This is a genomic window from Rhodococcus sp. PML026 (assembly GCF_000963615.1).
Taxonomy (GTDB): Bacteria; Actinomycetota; Actinomycetes; order Mycobacteriales; family Mycobacteriaceae; genus Rhodococcoides; species Rhodococcoides fascians.
In genome coordinates this window covers 577287-598643 of sequence record NZ_KQ031370.1, presented here as the reverse complement: position 1 = coordinate 598643, position 21357 = coordinate 577287, and the positions used below count along the sequence as shown (strand labels likewise).

Below are 21357 nucleotides of genomic sequence, written 5' to 3'. Positions count from 1 at the left end.
TGTACAAGCAAATATGCGGAGGTGCACGTGGCCGAGCTGACTCGACGACACCGATATCTCGTGCTCGGGATCTGCTGCCTCAGCCTGTTTCTCGTCAGCACCGACAACACGATCGTCAACGTCGCGCTGCCGTCGATGCGCGCAGATCTGAATGCATCGGTATCGGGTCTGCAATGGATCATCGATGCATACACGCTGGTCGTGGCATCTCTGCTGATGCTCGGCGGATCGATGGCCGACAAGTACGGCCGCAAACGCTTCTTCCTGATCGGCACCGGAACGTTCGTGCTCGGCTCGCTGCTGTGCAGCGTCGCACCGTCGCTGGGCTGGCTCATCGCCTTCCGGATGCTGCAGGCCGTCGGCGGCTCGATGATGAATCCCGTCGCGATGTCGATCATCACCAACACCTTCACCGACCCCAAAGAGCGCGCCGGCGCGATCGGCATGTGGGGTGCCGTCGTCGGAATCTCGATGTCCGCGGGACCGGCACTCGGCGGCGTGCTCGTCACCAGCGCCGGCTGGCAGTCCATCTTCTGGATCAACGTCCCCGTCGGGATCTTTGCTTTGGCGATGACACTGAAGATCGTCCCGGAATCCAAGGCCGAGCACGCGAGGAAGTTCGATCCGGTAGGTCAGTTCCTCATCTTCGCGTTCCTCGCGTCCCTGGTCTTCACCATCATCGAAGGTCCCGCGAAGGGTTGGGGATCACCGCTGATCGTGTTCACGGGTGCCTTCGCGATCGGCTCTCTCGTCGGGCTGCTGGTGGTCGAATCGCGAATCGATGAACCGCTGATCCAGCTGAAATTCTTCCGCAGTGCACCGTTCAGTGGCGCTACGGTGATCGCCGTGTGTGCGTTCGCGTCCCTCGGCGGGTTCCTGTTCCTCAACACGCTGTACCTGCAGGACGTTCGCGGCTACTCACCTCTGCACGCTGGTCTCTACACTCTGCCGATGGCACTGATGACGCTGATTTTCGCGCCGATATCGGGACGCATCGTCGGCAGCCTCGGGGCTCGCATCCCCCTGCTCGTGGCCGGCCTCGGCTTCGTGGTCTCCGCGCTGATGCTCACCAGAACGACGCCGACGACATCCTTCACCTGGTTGGCGACGGCATACGTGATCTTCGGAATCTCCTTCGGCATGGTCAACGCCCCGATCACCAACACCGCAGTGTCCGGGATGCCGCGCAGCCAAGCCGGCGTGGCATCGGCTATCGCGTCGACCAGCAGGCAGGTGGGTCAGTCGCTCGGCGTGGCCGTCATGGGATCGATCGTCACCGCCAGCATCGTCGGAGAAATCTCCGACGGCTTCACTGCCGCCGCCGTGCCCGCTTGGTTCGTCATCGCCGGTGCCGGCGTGGTCGTGACCGTGCTCGCGCTGGTCACCACCGGCCGGTGGGCACGATCGACCGCCGAACGTATCGACCAACCGGTGCTCGTATGACGAGCGAAGCAGCGCGGATCTGGCGCGAGATGCGAGCGCTGATGCTCGAGGTACACGACACTCGACGGGCCGTCGCCGAGGCCACCGGGATGAGCTTCCTGCGCGCGAAACTGCTGATCAAGCTGTTGGGCGGCGATCGGTCGGTCACCGAACTCGCCGATCTGCTCGCCTCCGACGTGCCCTACGTATCTCTGAACGTGCGCGAACTCGAACAGCGAGAACTGGTGTTGCGCACCGAGGACCCCCACGATCGTCGACGACGCATCATCGGGCTCACCGACACCGGACGCCGCCTCGCCGAGAAAGCCCGCACGATCGCCGACGCCCCGCCGCCGGAATTCACGGCACTACCGCCGGAAGACCTGGCGCATCTGCGTCGAATACTGCGACTGCCCTGATGTGGTGGGACGGCGCTTCTGCTTCGTCTTCTGCTTCGGCTTCAGCGGCGAATGTCTGCGAGCGGGGTTCCGATCTCGACCAGGGCACGCACGGTGGCGGCCTCCATGCCGGGTGAACCACACACCAGGATCTGACTGTCGGGAAACGGGCCCTGCACCGCGACGACGTCGGCGATGGCACCCTCCCAGCAGTGCTCCGGCTCGAAGAAGGATGTGCTGGAACCTATTTCGTCGTGAATACGATCGTTCCAGCGGTCCGAGGCCCACGGCTCGTGCAGCTGATCGACGACGGGAACGACGGTCAGCCACGGCAACTCGGCCGCCATCAACCACAGCATGTCGCTTGCATAGAGATCGCGCGGCGACTTGCCGCCGAAGAACAGCGTGACATTCGGCGGCCGCTCCCAGCGCGTGAGATCGAGCAGAATCGCGCGCAACGGAGCGAGACCGGTACCGCCCGCGATCATGACGACGTCACGCCCGGAATCGTCGACGTGCAGACCGCCCTGCGGATCACTGATCTGCCAGACATGACCGGGCCGCGTCTCGTTGACGACCGACCCGCTCACCCACCCCGCGGGTACCGCGCGCACATGGAATTCGAGCTTGCCGTCCAGCGACGGCGGCAGGGCGGGCGAATATCGCCGCGTCAGAGCAGTGTTCTGAGGCACTGTCACGGACACCGATTGCCCGGCCCTGAACGGGATCGCGTCGCCCTCGAGCCTGATCACCGCGAGGTCGTTCCGAAGGCGATGGTACTGAACGACTGTCGAATTCCACGCCTGCATGCGCACCAGGATAGGGGTCCATGCCGGGTGTCTCGCAAACGCGCGCGGGGTTCGCCGCTGCCGATGCCGCAAACGCGCGCGCGTTTGCGGGGAAGGCGGCGAACTCAGCGCTGGTGCTTCGGCTTCCAGACCACCAGGGCGTTGCGTTGGATCGGCACCAGGTCACGGCGATAGCTCGCGTGCACGTTCGCTACCTCCTGCGCCAGTTCCGAGACTCGGGCCTGCAGGGCCTCGACCTGGTTGGTGAGTTCGATGATGCGCTTGATGCCGGCGAGGTTGACGCCCTCGTCCTGCGAGAGTCGCTGCACCTCACGGAGCAGTGCGACGTCCCGCGGTGTGTAGCGTCGACCCCCGCCGGTGGTGCGGTGCGGGATGACCAGGCCTAGTCGGTCGTAGGTGCGCAGCGTCTGCGCATGCATGCCTGCCAGCTGAGCCGCGACGGAGATCACGAAGATCTGCGCGTCGGGATCACCTTGTGCTCCACCGGCTTTCGCGGAACCGCCCTCGGGAGGGACCGACATCACACACCTGCCCACCCGGCCCGCGGGTCGAATCCGCTGGCCTTCTCGGCTTCCAGATAGGTCTTCAGAGCGTCGGTAGCAGCATCGTCGAGTTTCTGCGGGACGGCAACTTTGACGGTCACCATCAGGTCGCCTGCGCCGGACTTCTTCGGGATGCCGCGTCCACGCACCCGCAGCACTCGGCCGTCGACGGTGCCCGGTGGCACCTTGACGCCCACGCGTCCTTCGAGGGTGGGCACCGACAGTGTGGTGCCGAGGACCAATTCGCCGTAGCTGACCGGCACGGTCACCGTGAGGTCGTCGCCGGTGCGGCCGAAGACCTTGTCGGGCTTGACTCGAACGGTGACGAACAGGTCGCCGGACGGTGCTCCGCGAAGCCCGGCCTCGCCTTGGCCTGCGAGTCGTACTTTCTGGCCGTCGCTGATGCCGGCCGGTACTCGCACGGTGATGGTGCGGGTGCGGTTCTGCACTCCGGTGCCGCGGCAGTCGACGCACGGGTCGTCGATGATGGATCCGGTGCCGCGGCAGTCGTCACAGGGCTCACTGAACCCGAACGCGCCTTGGTTTCGGTTGACGACACCTTGGCCGTTGCACTTGGGACAGACCCGCGGGCTCGTTCCGGGCTTCGCACCGCTGCCGTGACACGTGGTGCACGAGGACGGACTGGTCAACCGCAACGGGACCGTCACACCCTGCGCTGCTTCACGGAATTGCAGCGAGGTCTCGGTTTCCACATCGCTGCCGCGTCGGGGACGGTTGCTCTGCGGGCGCTGGGCTGCGCCGCGATTGAACAGGCCACCGAAGAGGTCGCCGATTCCGCCGTCGCCGCCGCCGCCCTGGCCGAAGATGTCGCCGACATCGAAGGTCTGGCCACCGCCGCCGAATCCGCCTGCACCGGGCGAGAATCCGCCTCCGCCGCGACTACCGAAGCCACCGGACGCGAACAGCCGCCTGGCCTCGTCGTATTCCTTACGTTTGGCCGGGTCGGCGAGAACGGCATGCGCCTCGCTGACCGCCTTGAACTTGTTCTCGGCCGCGGCGTTACCAGGATTGGCGTCGGGATGGTTGTCCCGCGCCAACTTTCGGTACGCCTTCTTGATCTCTTCTGCAGTAGCGCTGGAGGAAACGCCCAGCTCCTTGTAGAAGTCCTTCTCGATCCACTCCCGCTGGCTCACCGGGCGTTTCCTCCTCTCGCGCTATTTCTTTTTACTGCTCGTCGGACGCGGGTGCGTCCGATTCTTCTGTTGCCGTGCCCTCGGAAGCACTGTCGACCACACCGACCATCGCGGTACGCAGCACGCGCTCGCCGAGCTTGTAGCCCGGACGCATCAGCGTGCCAACGACCGGATTGCTGCCGTCGCCCTCATGGGAGACGGCCTCGTGGATGGCCGGGTCGAAGGCGTCGCCCTCGGCCCCGAAGGTGCTCAGACCGATGTTCGAGAACACCCCCGCCAACTTGTCCGCCACGGACTTGAGCGGTCCGGTTTCGAGATCGCCGTGCTGGCGAGCTCGCTCCAGATCGTCGAGGACGGGGAGCAGCTGGGACACGACGGACGCTTTCGCGTTCTCCGCTCCCGTCTGCTTCTCCCGATCCGTGCGGCGACGGTAGTTGGCGTACTCGGCCGACACGCGCTGCAAATCGGCAGTGAGTTCGGCGACCTGAGTGTCGCGCGGATCTTCTGTGTCCTCCGCCTCGACCACGATCTCGCCTGTCCCTTCGTCCACCGAGCCGGGCTGGGGCGCAGTACCGGTGCCCGCGAGGGGCTCCGGAACTGCGTCACCTTCCCGTACTTCACCGGTCTCGGGATCGATCTTCCGCTTGTCCACGAAAGTGACCGGTTCTTGCTCGGAGTTACCCGACGTCACTTCTTGTCCGTGTCGTCGGCGGGCTCGTCGACAACCTCTGCGTCGACTACACCGTCGTCAGCGGCCTGCGCGCCACCCTCTGCGCCGCCCTGCTCCTTGGCCTGAGCCTCGTAGATGGCGGTGCCGAGAGCCTGCGACTCGCTCGACAGCTTCTCCACGGCGGTCTTCACTGCCGAGATGTCGCTGCCCGCGAGTGCCGTCTTGGCGTCGGCGATGGCGGTTTCGACGCGGCCCTTGAGCTCCGCGTCGACCTTGTCCTCGTTGTCCTTGACGAACTTCTCCGTCTGGTGGACGAGGGACTCGGCCTGGTTGCGGACCTCGGCCTCTTCGCGACGAGCCTTGTCCTCGTCTGCGTGAGCTTCGGCGTCGGCGACCATGCGGTCGATCTCTTCCTTGGACAGACCGGAGCCGTCCTGGATCTTGATCGTGTTCTCCTTGCCGGTGCCCTTGTCCTTGGCCGTGACGTGCACGATGCCGTTGGCGTCGATGTCGAAGGTGACCTCGATCTGGGGGACGCCGCGCGGAGCCGGGGGCAGATCCGTCAACTCGAACGAGCCGAGGAGCTTGTTGTGCGAGGCGATCTCGCGCTCACCCTGGAAGACCTGGATCTGCACCGAGGGCTGATTGTCGTCAGCGGTGGTGAAGGTCTCGGATCGCTTCGTCGGGATGGTGGTGTTGCGCTCGATGAGCTTGGTCATGACGCCACCCTTGGTCTCGATACCGAGGGACAGCGGCGTGACGTCGAGGAGCAAAACGTCCTTGACCTCACCCTTGAGCACACCGGCCTGCAGTGCAGCACCGACGGCCACGACCTCGTCCGGGTTGACGCCCTTGTTGGGCTCGCGTCCACCGGAGAGTTCCTTGACCAGCTCGGAGACTGCGGGCATACGCGTCGAACCACCGACGAGCACGACGTGGTCGATGTCCTTGACGGCGATGCCGGAGTCCTTGACCACTGCCTGGAACGGCGCACGGGTGCGGTCGAGCAGGTCGGAGGTGATCTTCTGGAACTCCGAGCGGCTGAGCTGCTCGTCGAGGAAGAGCGGGTTCTTGTCCGCGTCGACCGTGATGTACGGAAGGTTGATCGAGGTGCTCTGCCCGGAGGACAGTTCGATCTTCGCCTTCTCGGCAGCCTCACGCAGACGCTGCAGGGCCATCTTGTCCTTGGTCAGATCGATGCCGTTCTGAGCCTTGAACTTGTCGACGAGCCAGGTCACGATGCGCTCGTCCCAGTCGTCGCCACCGAGGTGGTTGTCGCCGGACGTCGCGCGGACCTCGACGACGCCGTCGCCGATTTCGAGCAGCGAGACGTCGAACGTGCCGCCACCGAGGTCGAACACGAGAATGGTCTGCTCGCTGTCGCCCTTGTCCAGGCCGTATGCGAGAGCTGCCGCGGTGGGCTCGTTGACGATGCGCAGGACGTTGAGGCCGGCGATCTGGCCGGCTTCCTTCGTGGCCTGACGCTGTGCGTCCTCGAAGTACGCGGGAACGGTGATGACCGCGTCGGTGATTTCCTCACCCAGGTAGGCCTCGGCGTCGCGCTTGAGCTTCTGCAGCGTGCGCGCGGAGATTTCCTGAGGGGTGTACTTCTTACCGTCGATCTCCACGGTCCAGTCCGTGCCGACGTGGCGCTTCACGGAACGAATCGTGCGGTCGACGTTGGTGACCGCCTGGTTCTTCGCGGGCTGGCCGACCAGCACTTCACCGTTCTTGGCGAAAGCGACGATCGACGGGGTGGTGCGTGATCCCTCGGAGTTGGCGACGACAACCGGTTCGCCGCCCTCGAGGACGGACACGACCGAGTTGGTGGTCCCGAGGTCGATACCGACCGCACGAGCCATAATGTTTCCTCCTGTTGTTGCGTGGGTTCCAGTCCCTGGGTGAGCGAACTCCGCTCAAGTTTGCACAACGCGATCTATCGCGTCAACTTCCAACTTGAGCCTCATCCACTCAAGGCTGCTGACCTGCACAACGGAGGGTGTGGCGAATTTGTTCCCGAGGGAGCGGCTGCGCCGCATGTGAGTAGGAGTGGAGCCTGCGGAACGACCCAGGTGAGTGAAAACTCGACCCCTGCTACGAAGTTCCACGCACATGGGGCGAAGCCCCTCCACAGCAGTACGCCGCGACGATCGGATGGATCGTCGCGGCGCAGCGGGAGAGAAAGTACGGAACGAAAATTTACTCGGCAGGCTCGGTGGCGGGTGCGGGGATGCAGCTGTAGCTGAGCAGTCCGCCGGTGATGTTGTTCATGAAGTCGGCATCGAGTGCGCTGGCGAAGGCAGCTGCGCCGGCGGGGCGAGCGACCCATTCGCGATCGGCCGACGGCACGGTGTACGTCATTGCCTCGCCTGCCTTGATGGTCTTCTCGGCGTTCTGACCCTGCAGACCCGGCAGTGCGCCGTAGTTGACGTTGACGTTCGACGCGTCGTCGGCACCCTTGTTCTCGACCTTGACCTGCAGTGCGACGACGCCGCCCTCGGGGGCCTTCTCGACTGCGGTGTCGCAGACAGTGGCCATCGAGACCACCAGGTCGGGGCTTTCCAGAACTGCGGAGCCGAGGGGCATCGCGGGCTCGGTCTCGGGCTCGGCCGAGGCCATGGGTACGAGGACGACCGCACCGATGCCGGCGGCCAGGGCGGCCGTCGAGGCCAGGATCGATGTGCGGGCAAGACGTCGCATGGACAACTCCTGTGGCTGAGGGGATGTGACCCGTGAGTCTGATGTGACTGAAGGGACAGTTGGTACTTCCCCACTATGACCTATCCGATTCAGACATTCCACACCAGGCGGTCTCGATTCGATGACGTTCGCATATCGAACAAAACCGGTCGGGCCGAATGACATTCGTGTGATTCGGCCGACGCTCACCGATCGACGGGACGGGCCCGGCGCGCCCACACGCTAGGTTTCGCTGGTCGAAGAAGAGGGGAACCACAACCCTGCGGATCGGCCGCGCCCTACGTAGGGTTGAGGAAAAGCGAGGCTACGGAGGCACATGGATCCCGAAGTGCAGCACGAACCGAGCGAGATCACCTACGACGAAAAGTTCTACCCGGCTCGGCCGAAACCGCTTCGTCCGTCCGTGCGTCGTGCGAACCGAAGTAGTGGTCCCACACCCGACAGCGAGCCGGTCGCGTCCAATCCCGAGTACGTGGACTGGCTGACCGAACAGTCGATGCTGCGAGATGCCAAGCTCATTGCCGAACAGCTGTCGGGCAAGGGCAGCATGTGGCAGAACCCGTATGCCGATCCCGACCCGCGTGCTGCCGTCGAGCGAGCCCCCGTCTGGTTCACCGCCTACCCCATCTCGGTGATCAACGCTCCGCAGACCAGCTTCCTGAGCACCCTCGGTGACGAGAAGTTGTGGCAGGCGTTCTCCGAGATCGGCGTCACCGCCGTGCACACCGGACCGGTGAAGGTGGCGGGCGGCATCCACGGGTGGCGTCCCACCCCGTCCGTCGACGGCCACTTCGACCGCATCGGTATGCAGATCGACCCCGCCTTCGGATCGGAAGAAGAGTTCCGACGCCTGTGCGTCGTGGCTTCCGCGTACGACGGCATCGTCATCGACGACATCGTTCCCGGCCACACCGGTAAGGGGGCGGATTTCCGGCTGGCCGAGATGGCCGTCGCCGATTACCCCGGCATTTACCACATGGTCGAGATCGAGCCGCAGGACTGGCACCTGCTGCCGCGTGTGCGCGCCGGTGCCGACTCGCAGAACATCGACGCCGAGGCCGAGGCCAATCTCGCTCGTGCCGGCTACATCATCGGCCAGTTGCAGCGAGTGATCTTCTACGAGCTCGGTGTCAAGGAAACCAACTGGAGCGCAACACCTCCCGTCGTCGGTATCGACGGCGTCGAGCGGCGTTGGGTGTACCTGCACTACTTCAAGGCCGGTCAGCCGTCCATCAACTGGCTCGACCCATCGTTCGCGGGAATGCGTCTCGTCATCGGCGACGCCTGCCATTCGATCGCCGATCTCGGTGCCGGCGCGTTGCGCTTGGACGCCAACGGTTTCCTCGGCGTCGAACGGCGTGCAGAGGGTCCGGGCTGGTCCGAGGGACACCCACTCTCGGAGGCCGCGAATCACCTGATCGCCAGTGTGGTGCGCAAGATGGGTGGGTTCACCTTCCAGGAGTTGAACCTGACGATCGACGACATCAAGGCCATGGGTACCAACGGTGCCGACCTGTCGTACGACTTCATCAACCGCCCGGCCTACCAGCATGCGTTGGTCATGGGGAACACCGAATTCCTCAGGCTCACCATGACTTTGGCTCGCGATCACGGTGTGGACACCGCGTCGCTGGTGCACGCGCTGCAGAACCACGACGAGATGACGTTCGAGCTCATCCACTTCGCGACACTGCACGCAGAAGACGAGTTCGCCTACGGCGGCGAGTCGGTCAAGGGCTGCGACCTGGGCGATCGCATCCGCGGTGAACTCACCGATCGCCTCACCGGCCGCTGGGCACCGTACAACCGAACGTTCACCACCAACGGAATCGCCTGCACCACAGCCAGTGTGATCACCGCGTCGCTCGGCATCCGCGATCTCGATCGGATGGACGAGCAGGACATCGAGACCGTCAAACGTGCGCACCTGCTGCTCGCCATGTACAACGCACTCCAGCCCGGCGTGTTCGCACTGTCCGGCTGGGACTTGCTGGGCATCCTTCCGATCGCCGCCGACGAGGTCGAGGATCTCATCAAAGAGGGCGACACTCGCTGGCTCAACCGCGGCGCACACGACCTGATGGGGTATTTCCCCGACGCCGTGCGCTCGGAGTCGGGCATTCCCCGTGGACGCAGCCTGTACGGTTCGCTACCGGAGCAGTTGGCCGACCCCCAGTCGTTCGCTCGGCAGCTGGCTCGAATCATCGAGCTGCGCAACAAGTACGGAATTGCCACGGCGCAGCAGATCGACATTCCGACGGTCTCGCACAAGAGCCTGCTGGTGATGGTGCACGAACTCGGCCAGGGCACCATCCAGGCCACGGTGCTGAACTTCTCGTCCGACGAGATCAGCGCAACCATTCAGTCCAAGCACCTGGTGCCCGGCACCTGCGCCATCGATGTGTTCGACGACAACGAGATCGCGACGGTCGACGAACTGCACAGTTTCCCGATGAACCTCGGTCCGTACGAGGGCGTCGCGGTGGTGCTGCGATGAGAGAGACGACGCAGCACCGCTGACGGATAGACTCCTGCACCGTGGCCGAAGAACCGAACGATCCGACAGCGCACAGGCCTCGGCCTGCCCGACCGCAACCACCGCGGCCGGAGCTGTCCGTCGAACCTCTTCGGCCACGACAGGAATCCACCGCAGACTCCCGTCTGCCGAAGATCGCGACCGGACTGTGGGCGGCGACCGCCGCATTGATCCTGGCGCTGGCCGCCGTCATCGCGCTGAACTGGAACGTCGTTCTGTCGGGCGTCGAAACCGCCGTGGCTCAGCAGGATTCGACCGCAAGCGCCGCAGACGTCCGGAACACGGCGTCGGCCACCCTCATCTCGAGCGGTGCTGCCGCCGCCGTGCTGGTACTGCTCGGGTTCGTCTCGTTGAACCTGCTCCGCGGCGCAGCCACGTCGTCCAAAATCTTGATGGGCGCGGTAGGAATTCTGACCATCGGGGCGGCCGTCACGTTCTCGACCTTCGTCTCCGACGCCTCGGCCCTGCTCGGCGGCGTGCTGCAATGGGGTCCGTTCGTCGTGGCAGGCGCTGCCGCAGCCGCCACGGTCGTCGCGCTGCTACCTCGACGCCCCTCACGTCAGTGAGGCGAGAATCCCTTCGGCACTACGTGCGGCGAGGGCACACGAATTCGACGTGAACCGGTCCAGAAGCGGATGCTCCGAGAGGGATCGCCACTTACGCACCGCAGCCAGTGCCGTGTCGCGCTGCTGAGTGTGCCCCGCATCGGGCGGCAGATCGAGACGCTCGGTGGCGGCGATACCGAAGCCGCCGATGATGCGCTGCAGATCGAGCAGTCCGCCGTCGGGCAATGTCGGTGTGACCGAACGCAATCGGCCGAGCAATCGTAGTTCGGCAAACCCGTGCACGTCGGCGAGCATCCGGCCGGCTTCGGTACGCAGCGCATGCGACTCCGGCCGGAACTCCAGAATTCGTTGCAGCGCAACCAGAGCCGAGTGCAGCTTCAGCTGATCCGCACGCTGGCCGAATTGCACGTCGATCACCGATCGAAGTTCGGACAGTCCACTGCGCTCGACCAGGTCGGCCGCCAGCGTCGGCGAATCACGCACACCGAGCCGAATCAGCGTCACGGCCATCCGAATCCCGAACAAGCCGAAGCGGTCGACGATGCTGGCGCGCAGGGCGGCATCGACGGGCAGAGTACTCTCCGCCCGCACGAACCGATCGGCCGAGAGCATCGCCAATTGCAGATCCTCGGTCGGTACCGTCGCGAGCATCTGGAATGCGGCGAACTCGCTCTGCCGCAACGTCTCTGCTCCCAACGCCAACAGCCCTGCCACCGGGACGACAGCCTGGCACAGCCCGGTGGCTTCGAGCTCGGACGCGAACCGCGCCGCAACCTCTTTGGCCGACATCATCGCGTCCATACGGCCCGAGCCGACCTCGTCGGCCCGGGAGACCACCCCGATGACGCCGAGCGGCCCGGAATCACCGCCGACGTGTGCCCCGATCTGCCCGAGAAACGAGACGTCCGTGGCATTGAGGGTGCGCAGCAGGTAGACCACCGCGTCGGCCCCCGACGACGAATTCTCGGGGGTCAGCATCGCCAACGTGCGCGCCGAGACATCGCGAGAGAGCGACGAGGTGCCGGGTGTGTCGATGATCGTCGTTTGTGCCAAAGTACTCGCCGGCCATTCGACGTCGAGCCGGTCGACCTGCGCCGCCGTCAACGCACCGAGATCGAACGTCAGCCGCCCGTCGCGTCGTTGCACCGGAACGTTCGCCGCGCGATCGCCGTCGTACCAGGCCGTCACACTGGGTGAGACGCCGTTGCGATACCACGTGACGACCTTGGTGCATTCGGTGGCGTCGGTCGGCGCAATATCCTGCCCGACAAGCGAATTGAGCAGAGTGGATTTGCCGGCCTTGAGCGATCCGGCGAGCGCGACCCGGAGCGGCTCGTCCAACCGGTAGAGACATTCGTCGAGCATCCAGGACGCCTCCGCGTCGCCGGCGTACGTCGACCGCGCTGCCGAGATCAGATCGCGCGCTCGGGCCAGTGCCGTCACGCTCATACCGCGACGTCCTTCACCAGACGCGTTGCGCGAGCATTCAATTCCGAGACAAGTCGCATGTCGTTCTCCAGCCTCGCGATCCGGGCGGTGCGATCGGTGTTGTCGGCGGCAGCGGCTTCCTGCGCCGAGCGCAACGACTCGTTGAGCGAACGCAATGTCTGCTCGGCGATCGAGGTGAAGTGATCTCGCAGCACCCGCTGCATCTGACGCAGCCGATCCTTCGACTCCTTGCCCACCTGGAAGCTGACGTCGTCGGTGAAGCGGCGAATCGCCATCTTGGCCTCGGAACGACGCGCCTTGACGCGATTCTCCTTGTCTTCCTTGTACGCCTTGGTGCCGAGCAGTACGCCTGCTCCGATCGAGATCGGATTGAGCAGACTCAGCCCGACGAACGTGGTGATCAGACCGAACATCAGTACGCCGCCGTAGGATCCACGCATTCCGACGAGCACTTTCTGCGTGATACCCACCCGACCCGACTCCAGATCGGCCAGGGACGTCACGGGCTCGAGCACATTGTCGAGATCGCCGAGATCGAGATCGGGCAGGGCCGCCGCGCCGGACGACGCGAAGTGCTCGGCCACCAACTCCGACAACCACAGCGCCCGCTCGTGCGCCCACACGAAATTGTCGCCCACCGACGCGGCAATCTGCTCTTCGAGCCATTCGCCCAGTTGCGGCCAGTCCTTCCCCGGATCCCCCTCGTCGACGGTTTCCTCGGCCTCCCGGGTGACGCGTCGCAGTCGGTCGCGCAGGTCGTGATCGATGTCCGACGCGAGATCTGCGATTCCGTCACCGAGCGTCTGTTGCCACTGCGAGGACCTCTTGTGCAGTTCCTCGGCGGCGGACTTGGCGCGCTGGAGTCCGGCGACTGCGGCGGCCGCGCGCTCCGGATCCTTCAGCGCCGCAAGCTCACTGCCGAACGACAGTGTCAGGTGCTCGGTCACCGAGCGGACATCGAGGGATACCGATGCGCGAGCCAGCACGTCGGCTCGTGCCACCACGTCGTCGCGCAGAAACGCGTACAGCTGCTGGAAGCCGGATTCGGCATTGAGTTCCTCGTCGTTCAAACGCACTGCGTGCGAACGCAACAACGACGACACCGGCAGCATCTGCACGGTGATGCCTGCACGGTCCAGATGTCCACGGTTGGCCTCGACGATCTGTCGCCAGTGGGGATACAGATCGATCTTGGTGATCAGCACCGCCACAGCCGGGCACAGACCCTGCACCTGCCGCAGGAACGCCAATTCCGGCTCGGTGAATTCACGAGAGGCATCGGACACGACGAGCACGGCATCGGCCGACGGAATCAGACCCAATGTCCCTGCCGCATGGGGGTTTCCGTGGCCACCGACTCCCGGCGTGTCGACCAGCACCAGGCCGTCGGCGAGCAGTGGGCTCGGTACCGCGATGTCCAGCCGCAGCACCTCCCGGCCCTGAGCCCGGGGACTCGCCGGAGTGACCGTGGTGATCTCTTCGAGCGGTACGTCGACCCGAATCGGTTCGTCACCGGGATTCGCGAGCACGAGCTGCGCGGAGAAGCTGTCCGCGTTGGACACCACCGTCGGAATCGCGGTGGTCTCGTCGTCGCCCACCGAGCACACCGTCAGATTCAGCAGCGAATTCACGAACTGGCTCTTGCCCTGTTTGAGGGGTCCGACCACGATGATGCGACGGCGAGGGTCGAGCACACGCGACTTCGCTGCCTCGACTCGATCGACCAGATCGGATCGTCCCGCCGATGTCGCTACCTCCGCGGTGCGATCGAGCAGCTCGGCCAGTTCCGTAGATTGCCCGTCCATACCTGTGTCTCCACAACCCATCTCGTCGACTCCCGCGAACCCAACCCGTTCCGCAGGCCGCATTCCCAAACTCTAGCGACGACTCGGCCCCGAGTGTCGTTGAACACTCGGGGCCGACTCGTCACTTCGTCACCTGATCACAGGCAACGCGATCAGGGGTTCAGCGGGTCGATGTCGTGGTCGACGGTCAGCGAGTGGCCCAGTGAATCTGCTGCCGAATCGACCGATCCGTGCAGGTTGCCGCCGGTCTCGCCGAACAGGTCCGTGCTGCTCTCGCTCTGTCCGAAGACGTCGGAGTCGACGCTCGACCAGCCCGTGCCCGATGCGTTCGCGCTGGAATCGAAGGAGCTCGCAGACTCGAAAGATCCCTCGGCTCCGGACTGCACTGCACCGGTGACCTGGCCACCGAGCTGCGCGGCGGAGTCAAACCCGCCGGCCACGGAACCCGCAGCGTCCGCACCAGCATCCAAACCCCCGCTCACCGTGGAGGCCAGTCCGCCGCCGATCGAGCCGCCGGCATCCAGTCCGCCGCCGATGTTCGACGCGATCTCGCCGCCCACCGAGGTTCCCGCGTCGACGACGCCGCCCACGGTGCCCTCGAGTCCTCCGGTGACGTTTCCGGCCAGGTTACCCGCGGCGGAACCGGCGAGGTCACCTGCCGATTCGAGTCCTGCACCGACCTGGGTACCGGCGTCGATTCCGCCGTCGACGGCACCGGTGAGAGTGCCTTCCAGTCCTGCACCGGCCTGCGCTGCCGCGTCGATTCCGCCGTCGACGGCACCGGTCAGGGTGCCTTCCAGACCCGCACCGGCCTGCGCGGCTGCGTCGATCCCGGTCGAGACACCGCCCTCGACTCCGCCTGCAACACCGCCTGCGATTCCGCCGCCGAGGCTGCCGAGTCCGGCCAGTCCGCCGGTCAGGCTCGTGCCCGCGTCGACGAGCCCATTCAGTCCACCGGCCACGTCGCCGCCGACGTTGCCGACCGCCGCCAGGCCGCCGGTCACATCTGCTCCTGCGCTACCGACGGCCGCGAGGCCGCCGGTGATGCCTGCGCCGACGCTGCCGACTCCAGCGAGGCCGCCCGTCAGGCCGCCGCCGAGGCCACCGAGTCCGGCCAGGCCGCCGGTGAGGTCTCCGCCGACGTTGCCGAGTCCGGCGAGGCCGCCGGTCAGGCCGCCGCCGAGGCCACCGAGTCCGGAGAGGGTGCCTTCCACGGTGCCGGTGAGATCGGCACCTGCGGACACGGCCGTGTCGACCGCACCGGCCAGCTGAGCACTGAGATCTGCACTCGCGCCGAGTGCTGCTCCGAGGTCGAGTGTGGCTCCGGCGTCGACGATCGCTTCGACGGCCGTGCCGAGCTGTGCGCCTGCAGCGCCGCCCACGCCGAACGCGGTTCCGAGAATTCCTTCGAGGCTGCCCGTGACTCCGCCGGTCAGCGCGCCGGTGATTCCGCCGGTCAGCTCACCCGTCAGCTCACCCGCCAGTTCGCCGGTGATGCTGCCACCGATGCCCAGCCCGGCACCGAGGGTTCCCTCGATCGCGGTGTCGATGGCCGTGGCCAGGTTTCCGACGACTCCGGCGTCGAGATCGAGGACGCCGCCCAGGGCGCCGCTGACGACCGTGCCGATGTTGCCGCCGGCGGCGAGGAGTGCGTCGACGTCGATGTCAGCGAGGGCACCCGCGTCGAGTACTGCACCGAGTGCGGTTCCGATGGATCCTGCGATGGCGCCGTCGACGGCGAAGAGTCCGCCGAGGCTGCCACCGATGCCACCGGCGATGTCGCCGACGAGCGCGGCTCCGGCTTCGGCGGATCCGCTGAGGGCTGCTGCGATGTCTGCGGTGAGGTCCGCGCCGACCGTTCCGAGCCCGGCGAGAGCGCCGCCGATGCCCGCGGTCAGCGCAGTCCCGAGGCCGCCGACGATGTCCAGGCCGGCTCCGGCGTCGAGCACGGATTCGAAGACGCCACCGACGGCAGCGCCCAGTTCGGCTCCGACGGTTCCGCCGACTGCGAAGAGGGCACCGACCGCGCCGGACAGTCCGCCCTGGATGTCGGCCAGCGCGGCAAGGTCGACTGCGCCGGTGGCACCGATCGCGGCGTCGAGGGCTGCCTGCAGCTGCGCTGCCAGGTCGGCGCTGATCTCGCCGCCGATGCCTGCGCCTGCTCCGATGAGTCCGGTGAGCGCAGCGCCGAGTCCGACCGTGCCGCCGAGAAGGCCGTCGAGGTCCAGATCGATTCCGCCACCGAGACCGCCCCCGATGCCCGCACCGGCACCGATGAGCGCGTCGAGAGCTCCACCGAATGCGGTGCCGAGTTCGAGGCCGATCTGGCCACCGACGGCCAGAGCTGCAGCGAGAGCTGCCTGGAGCGACGCTTCGATCTCGCCCGCCACGTCGATTCCACCGGTCAGCGCGCCACCTGCGGCGAGCCCGCCGCCCGCTACCGCTCCTGCGGCAATGCCGAGTCCGGCCGACAGTCCGCCGCCGAGGCTCGCGCCTCCGGCGAGTGCGCCGTCGAGGCCTGCGGATCCGCCTGCACCCAGGATCGCCGAGAGCTGGCTGCCCGCACCGGCGAACAGTCCCGACTCGGCGACCAAAGGGGCCACCGCGACGATGTCCGCGTGGGTGACGCCGCCGAGGCCGGCAGCGGCCAACGTCGTCTCGGGGTTGGCGCAGTAGGCAGCAGCGGCGTTGTCGTCGCGCAGCAGGCCGAGAATGAAATCGAGTACGGCGTTGGTAGCCATGTGAGTCTCCTTGACGAGTGATGCTTCGTGGTTGATCACAAAGCTATGGTCCGCAGAGCCCCCGCCCAACGGGGACGATCCCCCTACTCCCCCGGGGGTCGCCAGGGGACTTGCATTAGGGGATCTGAGCGCTTTAGGGGATTTACCTCGTTGCACGCTCTAACCTGCTGTGAGACGTAACGAATCGGGGCACCGAGCCGACAGTGCGGGTAACGGCGGTGGGAACCAGGGCAGTGCGACAAGAAGGTGGCGGCAGATGAACGCAGGGCTCGGCATACGGATCGGAACTGTGACGGCTGTTGCCGCCCTGGATACCGACCCGGTGACCTCGGTGGTCAAGCGTTCGGCCCTCGATCTTCGTCCCGGTGCGGCCCCCAGTCTCGCCGACCTGTGGGACCGCTCGACGCGCCATCTCATCAGTGGATTCGCCGATCGCGTCGGTGACCCCGTCGAACTGATCGACGACGACGGCCGCAGTCACCGCGCCGAAGACCTGTACGCCACCGCCACTCGTGCCCTCGTCGCCGACGTCTCCGCCGGTGTCGACTCCTCCCCCTCCGTGGTGGTCACCCACCCCACACGCTGGACCGCCTACACCGTCGAGGTGCTCGGCGACGCGCTCGATCGCGCAGGCCTGACCGACGTCACGCTCGTTCCCGAGTCGGTCGCCACGATGCGCTGGCTCGAAGTCACCCGTGGAACCCAGTCCGACGGTCTCGCGGTCGTCTACGACCTCGGCGCGACGGCTCTCGACGTCACGCTGATGCGGACCGGGTCCGACGCAGGCATCGTCGGAACAGGCGTTCATTCGCAGGAGTTCGGCGGCGCTCAGTTCGACCACGAGATCATGCAGTACGTACTCGACACCGTCTCGGGCAGTCAGTCGTTCGAGTTCGATCCCTTCGATCCCGACACCGTCGGTGCTTTGGTCGAATTGCGCGCCCGCTGCGGCGAGGCCAAGGAACAGCTGTCCTACGACACCTCCACATCGCTGACTGTCGACCTGCCGGGGCTGCACACCGAAGTACGACTGGTCCGCTCGGAGATCGAAGACCTCGTTCGCGCATCGCTGCTGGCCTCCATCGGCGTCGTGCGTGACGCGGTCGCGGCCGCAGGCCTCGAGGTCACCGACATCGATCAGGTGGTGCTGACCGGCGGCAGCTCGGCCATCCCGCTCGTCGCCGAGCTCGTCTCGACCGAACTGCGAGTACCGGTCGTGGCCGGGCCGCGCCCCGAACTGACCGTCGCGATCGGAGCCGCGATCCTCGGCAGCGACATCGCCGACGCCACCGCCGCGGACGACGCAGCAGCATTGGCTGCGGTTCCCGCCGCGACCGCCGTTGCCGCGCCGATGCCCCGTCCTACCCCGCGTCCCGCCCCGACCCCGACGGCAGTGGCGTCGGAATCGGGAATGTCCGGACGGAAGAAGGCCGGCCTGGTCGCCGGATCCGTCGTCGTGCTGGCCCTTCTCGCCGGCGGCGGACTGTCGGTCGGAACGGCCCTCACCTCGGACAACACCACTCCGGCCGAATCCAACGCCGAGATCTCGAGCACCGAGACTCCCGGCAGCACGGCCGCTGTGGCAGAAGTCGGGTCCACGACCGGGCCGACCGGTTCTGCAGCAGTCGGCTCCACGGGTGCACCCACCACGGTGGTCAACGCCGACGGCAGTGTCACCCAGATCGATCCGGCCACCGGGGCTCCTGTTGCCGGGGCACCCGTCGCCGGAGCGCCGGCCGCGGTCCCCGGCCAGAACGGGGCCGCCACCGTGCCGACCATCCCGTCGATCGCCGCACCGACGGTGCCCAACTACCAGCCCCCGGCCGTGCAGGTCCCGCAGGCACCGCAGTTCACGCCACAACCGCTACCGACGTACCAGGGCCCGACCCTGGGCGACGTCGGGCAGGGCGTCGGGCAGGGCCTCGGCGGTGTCGTCGGAGGTGTGGGTCAGGGCTTGGGTGACGGACTCGGTGGGGTCGTCGGCGGCCTGACCGGTCGATAGACCGACCGTGGCCAACAGCCCATCCGCTCTCGTCGGCGTCGAGCGCGCCGATCGATTCGTTCGTGACGCGTCGTCGAGCACCGGTGTGCATGTTGTCGTCGGGGTGAACGGCTCCGGTCGATCCGCGGTGCTCGGTGCGGTCGCGGCCGCCGCGACGACGGTGCATGCGGGCAGTGTCACCGACGCGCCGTCGGGTGCGACGGTTCTGGTCGACGACGCCCATCTGTTGCCGGATCACCGCGTGGACGAGATCGCCGCTGCGGCAACCCGTTCGGACATCACGCTGGTTCTCGCCACGGCCCCGCGCCGATACGATTCCCGGATCGAGAAGCTCGTTGCGTCCGCAGGTGCCGCTCGCCTGACGCTGGTACCGCTGGACAAGACGTCGATCGCAACGCGGGCAGCCGCAGTCGCTCGGCCGATCTCCGCGTCACTGGCGAGCGCGATCGCAAAGTCCACCGGAGGGCTTCTCGTCGCCGTCGACGCGGCACTGGCCGCGCTCGGGGGCGAACGGTCCGATCCGACTCCGCTACGTGCGGTCACCGAATCCGTTGCCGAGCAGCATCGCCGAATCCTCGTCGACACCACCGACGACACCCGCGCCGTGCTGCTCGCCGCTCGCTTCGGCGTCGTCCCGGACCCGGCTACGGCGGCGCAGCTCGTGACGCGGCCGGCCGACGCGGAGACAGTCGTCGATATCGCCTGCAGCTCCGGTCTTCTCGACGCCACGGGCGCGTTGATTCCGTCTGCCGAAGGCCCCCTGACCGAGATGATCGGGGAGCGTCGATGCCGGGTACTGCTCGACCGCATCACCGAGGTTGCGGCGCAATCCGGTCTGCTCGACGCCTCGGCCGCGCGAGCGTTGGCGACGCACGGGGTCGTACGCGCCGACCTTGCTAATTTCCTTGCTGGACAAGGCGATTCGACTTCCGCCGACTCAGCGGGCGTGCTGTACGACGCGGCAGCAGCGGCGGGATTCGACCCGTCGGCGCTCGCCGCGCGGCGGGCAGAGGTGGCCGCCGCGACCGGACACCTCGACGAGGCAGGCCGTCGCGCCGACGAGATCCTCGACGCGGCCACCGATCACACGCAGGTCGATCTACGCACGGCAGTCAGGGTCTCGGCGGCGGTCGCCGCGCAGCGCGGAATGGTCTCGCGCAGTGCGCAATTGTTCGCCTGGCTCGGGACGGATCGACTCGGGACCGATGCGGTCTGGGCTGCCCTGTCGGCCGCTGCCGCAGGCGACCGCCCGGCTGCCGACCGCGCACTGAGTGTCGTGGCATCGCTGGCACCGACGTCGAGCACGGCGTCGGGCGCGTTGCTCGTCGACGGGGTCCTCGGTTCGATCGACTCACGCAGCGCTGCGGCGTCGAGTGCGGCGACCAACTCGCTGATGCGCGCGGTCACGTTGACGGCCGCGCCGTCCGATCGTTGGTGCGCTCCGGATTCGGCAGCCGCGGTGGCCGCCCTGCATGCTGTGCACTGCGGTGATCTCGCCCGCGTCGACTCCGTCATCGCTCGTTCGCTACCCGAGCTGCGGCCGGGATCCGAGGCCCACACGCGGCTCGTTCTCATCGGCGGCTGGGCGGCCATGCTGCGAGGAGACGCCGCGCAGGCCTGCCACCTGGTCGACCCGCTCGAGATCCCCGACTCGCACGTGCGCAATCACCTGTTCCTGCACGGCATTCGAGTGGGTTTGGCCCGCAGGTCCGGGGACGCCGGATCTCTCGTCATGGCGTGGACCCGGGCGCAGAACGTCGTCGCCGCGTACTCGATCGACCTGTTCTCGCTCTTGCCCCTCGGCGAATTGGTGCTGGCCGCAACACGAGTGGGCCAGTTCGATCGCGTCGAGCACCTCGTGTCGCAGGCCACGACGCTGCTCGCCGCGTTGGGCGATCCGCCGGTCTGGGCCTCGGCGCTGCATTGGTATCAGGTGCAGGCCGCCATCGTGGCGCAGACGCCCGAAGCCCTGGTGCCGCACGCGAAGGCCCTCGCGTCCGCCGCTCCGACGCACCCGTACAGCTCCGCACTCGCTGCGGCGGGGCGGGCGTGGCTCGGTGTTCTACAGGGCAGGCCCGACGCCGCCGAGGTGGAACTCTCGGCGTGCACCCTCACCGCGTTCGGCCTGCCGTGGGACGGTGCCCGATTGGCGAGCGAAGCCGCACTGACCGTCGCCGACACCGCTACGGCCACCTCGTTACTGCACATCGCCCGGTCGTTGCGTCAGCCCAGCTCGCATCAACGGGAGACCGACGGGACGACGCCGCAGCCGTCGGGATCTCTGAGCGAACGCGAGGCCGAGGTGGCCGAGCTACTGGTTCTCGGCGTCACGTACCGCGAGGTGGGCAGCCGGCTCTACATCTCCCCGAAAACCGTCGAACATCATGTGGCTCGCATTCGCCGCAGGCTCGGAGCCGGGTCGCGCTCGGAACTGATCTCGATGCTGCGGGCGATGGGCTACGGAACATCGACCACCTGACCTCGGCACGCTGATGCCCCCTACTGCGGGTGTAACTGTGTGAGGATCCGAAGCGACATAACGACCGACCATCGACTCCGAGCC

Annotated in this window: 15 protein-coding genes; 6 read left to right on the top strand and 9 right to left on the bottom strand. The window is 66.7% G+C overall.

The window, feature by feature from the left end; all coding sequences use genetic code 11:
* Window positions 1-27: 27 nt before the first annotated feature.
* The gene (locus VF34_RS07305) at window positions 28-1443 is read left to right on the top strand and encodes an MFS transporter (protein WP_032375169.1); all 1416 of its coding nucleotides are present in this window, start codon (window positions 28-30) and stop codon (window positions 1441-1443) included.
* The gene (locus VF34_RS07300) at window positions 1440-1841 is read left to right on the top strand and encodes a MarR family winged helix-turn-helix transcriptional regulator (protein WP_032375011.1); all 402 of its coding nucleotides are present in this window, start codon (window positions 1440-1442) and stop codon (window positions 1839-1841) included. The genes VF34_RS07305 and VF34_RS07300 overlap by 4 nt, the downstream gene beginning before the upstream one ends.
* 41 nt (window positions 1842-1882) lie before the next feature.
* On the opposite strand, the gene VF34_RS07295 is transcribed toward VF34_RS07300, so the two are convergent.
* The 6 genes from VF34_RS07295 to VF34_RS07270 form a co-directional block, all read right to left on the bottom strand.
* Complete coding sequence (locus VF34_RS07295; protein WP_032375010.1) at window positions 1883-2629, bottom strand: FAD-binding oxidoreductase; 747 nt, start codon at window positions 2627-2629, stop codon at window positions 1883-1885.
* Window positions 2630-2733: 104 nt separating this feature from the next.
* On the bottom strand, window positions 2734-3150 hold the full coding sequence (locus VF34_RS07290; protein WP_045841157.1) for a heat shock protein transcriptional repressor HspR: 417 nt from the start codon (window positions 3148-3150) through the stop codon (window positions 2734-2736).
* Window positions 3150-4325 (bottom strand): molecular chaperone DnaJ, encoded by a 1176-nt coding sequence (gene dnaJ / locus VF34_RS07285; RefSeq protein WP_027495657.1) that lies wholly within the window; start codon window positions 4323-4325, stop codon window positions 3150-3152. The genes VF34_RS07290 and dnaJ overlap by 1 nt, the downstream gene beginning before the upstream one ends.
* A gap of 31 nt (window positions 4326-4356) precedes the next feature.
* A complete protein-coding gene (grpE, locus tag VF34_RS07280; protein ID WP_027495656.1) occupies window positions 4357-5016 on the bottom strand; it encodes a nucleotide exchange factor GrpE in 660 nt (219 codons plus the stop codon).
* Window positions 5013-6857 carry a molecular chaperone DnaK gene (gene dnaK, locus VF34_RS07275; RefSeq protein ID WP_027495655.1) on the bottom strand — a complete coding sequence of 615 codons (1845 nt, stop codon included), beginning with the start codon at window positions 6855-6857 and terminating at the stop codon, window positions 5013-5015. Before dnaK ends, grpE begins: the two co-directional genes overlap by 4 nt.
* 337 nt (window positions 6858-7194) lie before the next feature.
* Window positions 7195-7695, bottom strand: coding sequence for a hypothetical protein (locus VF34_RS07270; protein WP_032375009.1), 501 nt, complete (start codon window positions 7693-7695; stop codon window positions 7195-7197).
* Between the two features lie 316 nt (window positions 7696-8011).
* On the opposite strand from VF34_RS07270, the gene treS reads away from it, so the two are divergent.
* Together treS and VF34_RS07260 are read left to right on the top strand one after the other, a co-directional pair.
* A complete protein-coding gene (gene treS / locus VF34_RS07265) occupies window positions 8012-10192 on the top strand; it encodes a maltose alpha-D-glucosyltransferase (protein ID WP_027495653.1) in 2181 nt (726 codons plus the stop codon).
* A 41-nt stretch (window positions 10193-10233) separates the two neighbouring features.
* Entirely contained in the window at window positions 10234-10797 is a 564-nt protein-coding gene (locus VF34_RS07260) for a hypothetical protein (RefSeq protein ID WP_032375008.1), read from the top strand.
* On the opposite strand, the gene VF34_RS07255 is transcribed toward VF34_RS07260, so the two are convergent.
* The 3 genes from VF34_RS07255 to VF34_RS07245 form a co-directional block, all read right to left on the bottom strand.
* The gene (locus tag VF34_RS07255) at window positions 10786-12246 is read right to left on the bottom strand and encodes a dynamin family protein (RefSeq protein ID WP_027495651.1); all 1461 of its coding nucleotides are present in this window, start codon (window positions 12244-12246) and stop codon (window positions 10786-10788) included. The genes VF34_RS07260 and VF34_RS07255 overlap by 12 nt on opposite strands.
* Window positions 12243-14051 (bottom strand): dynamin family protein, encoded by a 1809-nt coding sequence (locus VF34_RS07250; protein ID WP_032375007.1) that lies wholly within the window; start codon window positions 14049-14051, stop codon window positions 12243-12245. Before VF34_RS07250 ends, VF34_RS07255 begins: the two co-directional genes overlap by 4 nt.
* 152 nt (window positions 14052-14203) lie before the next feature.
* Window positions 14204-16792 carry an IniB N-terminal domain-containing protein gene (locus tag VF34_RS07245; protein WP_032375168.1) on the bottom strand — a complete coding sequence of 863 codons (2589 nt, stop codon included), beginning with the start codon at window positions 16790-16792 and terminating at the stop codon, window positions 14204-14206.
* 256 nt (window positions 16793-17048) lie between these two features.
* On the opposite strand from VF34_RS07245, the gene VF34_RS07240 reads away from it, so the two are divergent.
* The gene (locus tag VF34_RS07240; RefSeq protein WP_032375006.1) at window positions 17049-18794 is read left to right on the top strand and encodes an Hsp70 family protein; all 1746 of its coding nucleotides are present in this window, start codon (window positions 17049-17051) and stop codon (window positions 18792-18794) included.
* Window positions 18795-18801: 7 nt separating this feature from the next.
* Window positions 18802-21273: a helix-turn-helix transcriptional regulator gene (locus VF34_RS07235; RefSeq protein ID WP_052063127.1), complete on the top strand. Its 2472-nt coding sequence runs from the start codon at window positions 18802-18804 to the stop codon at window positions 21271-21273.
* The last annotated feature ends 84 nt before the right edge of the window (window positions 21274-21357 follow it).

Excerpts from the sequence above, each read along its gene's own strand:
- VF34_RS07300 (WP_032375011.1), top strand. The coding sequence starts at position 1,440 with ATGACGAGCGAAGCAGCGCGGATCTGGCGCGAGATGCGAGCGCTGATG.
- VF34_RS07295 (WP_032375010.1), bottom strand. The coding sequence starts at position 2,629 with ATGCAGGCGTGGAATTCGACAGTCGTTCAGTACCATCGCCTTCGGAAC.
- VF34_RS07290 (WP_045841157.1), bottom strand. The coding sequence starts at position 3,150 with ATGTCGGTCCCTCCCGAGGGCGGTTCCGCGAAAGCCGGTGGAGCACAA.
- dnaK (WP_027495655.1), bottom strand. The coding sequence starts at position 6,857 with ATGGCTCGTGCGGTCGGTATCGACCTCGGGACCACCAACTCGGTCGTG.
- VF34_RS07270 (WP_032375009.1), bottom strand. The coding sequence starts at position 7,695 with ATGCGACGTCTTGCCCGCACATCGATCCTGGCCTCGACGGCCGCCCTG.
- treS (WP_027495653.1), top strand. The coding sequence starts at position 8,012 with ATGGATCCCGAAGTGCAGCACGAACCGAGCGAGATCACCTACGACGAA.
- VF34_RS07255 (WP_027495651.1), bottom strand. The coding sequence starts at position 12,246 with ATGAGCGTGACGGCACTGGCCCGAGCGCGCGATCTGATCTCGGCAGCG.
- VF34_RS07250 (WP_032375007.1), bottom strand. The coding sequence starts at position 14,051 with ATGGACGGGCAATCTACGGAACTGGCCGAGCTGCTCGATCGCACCGCG.
- VF34_RS07245 (WP_032375168.1), bottom strand. The coding sequence starts at position 16,792 with ATGGCTACCAACGCCGTACTCGATTTCATTCTCGGCCTGCTGCGCGAC.
- VF34_RS07240 (WP_032375006.1), top strand. The coding sequence starts at position 17,049 with ATGAACGCAGGGCTCGGCATACGGATCGGAACTGTGACGGCTGTTGCC.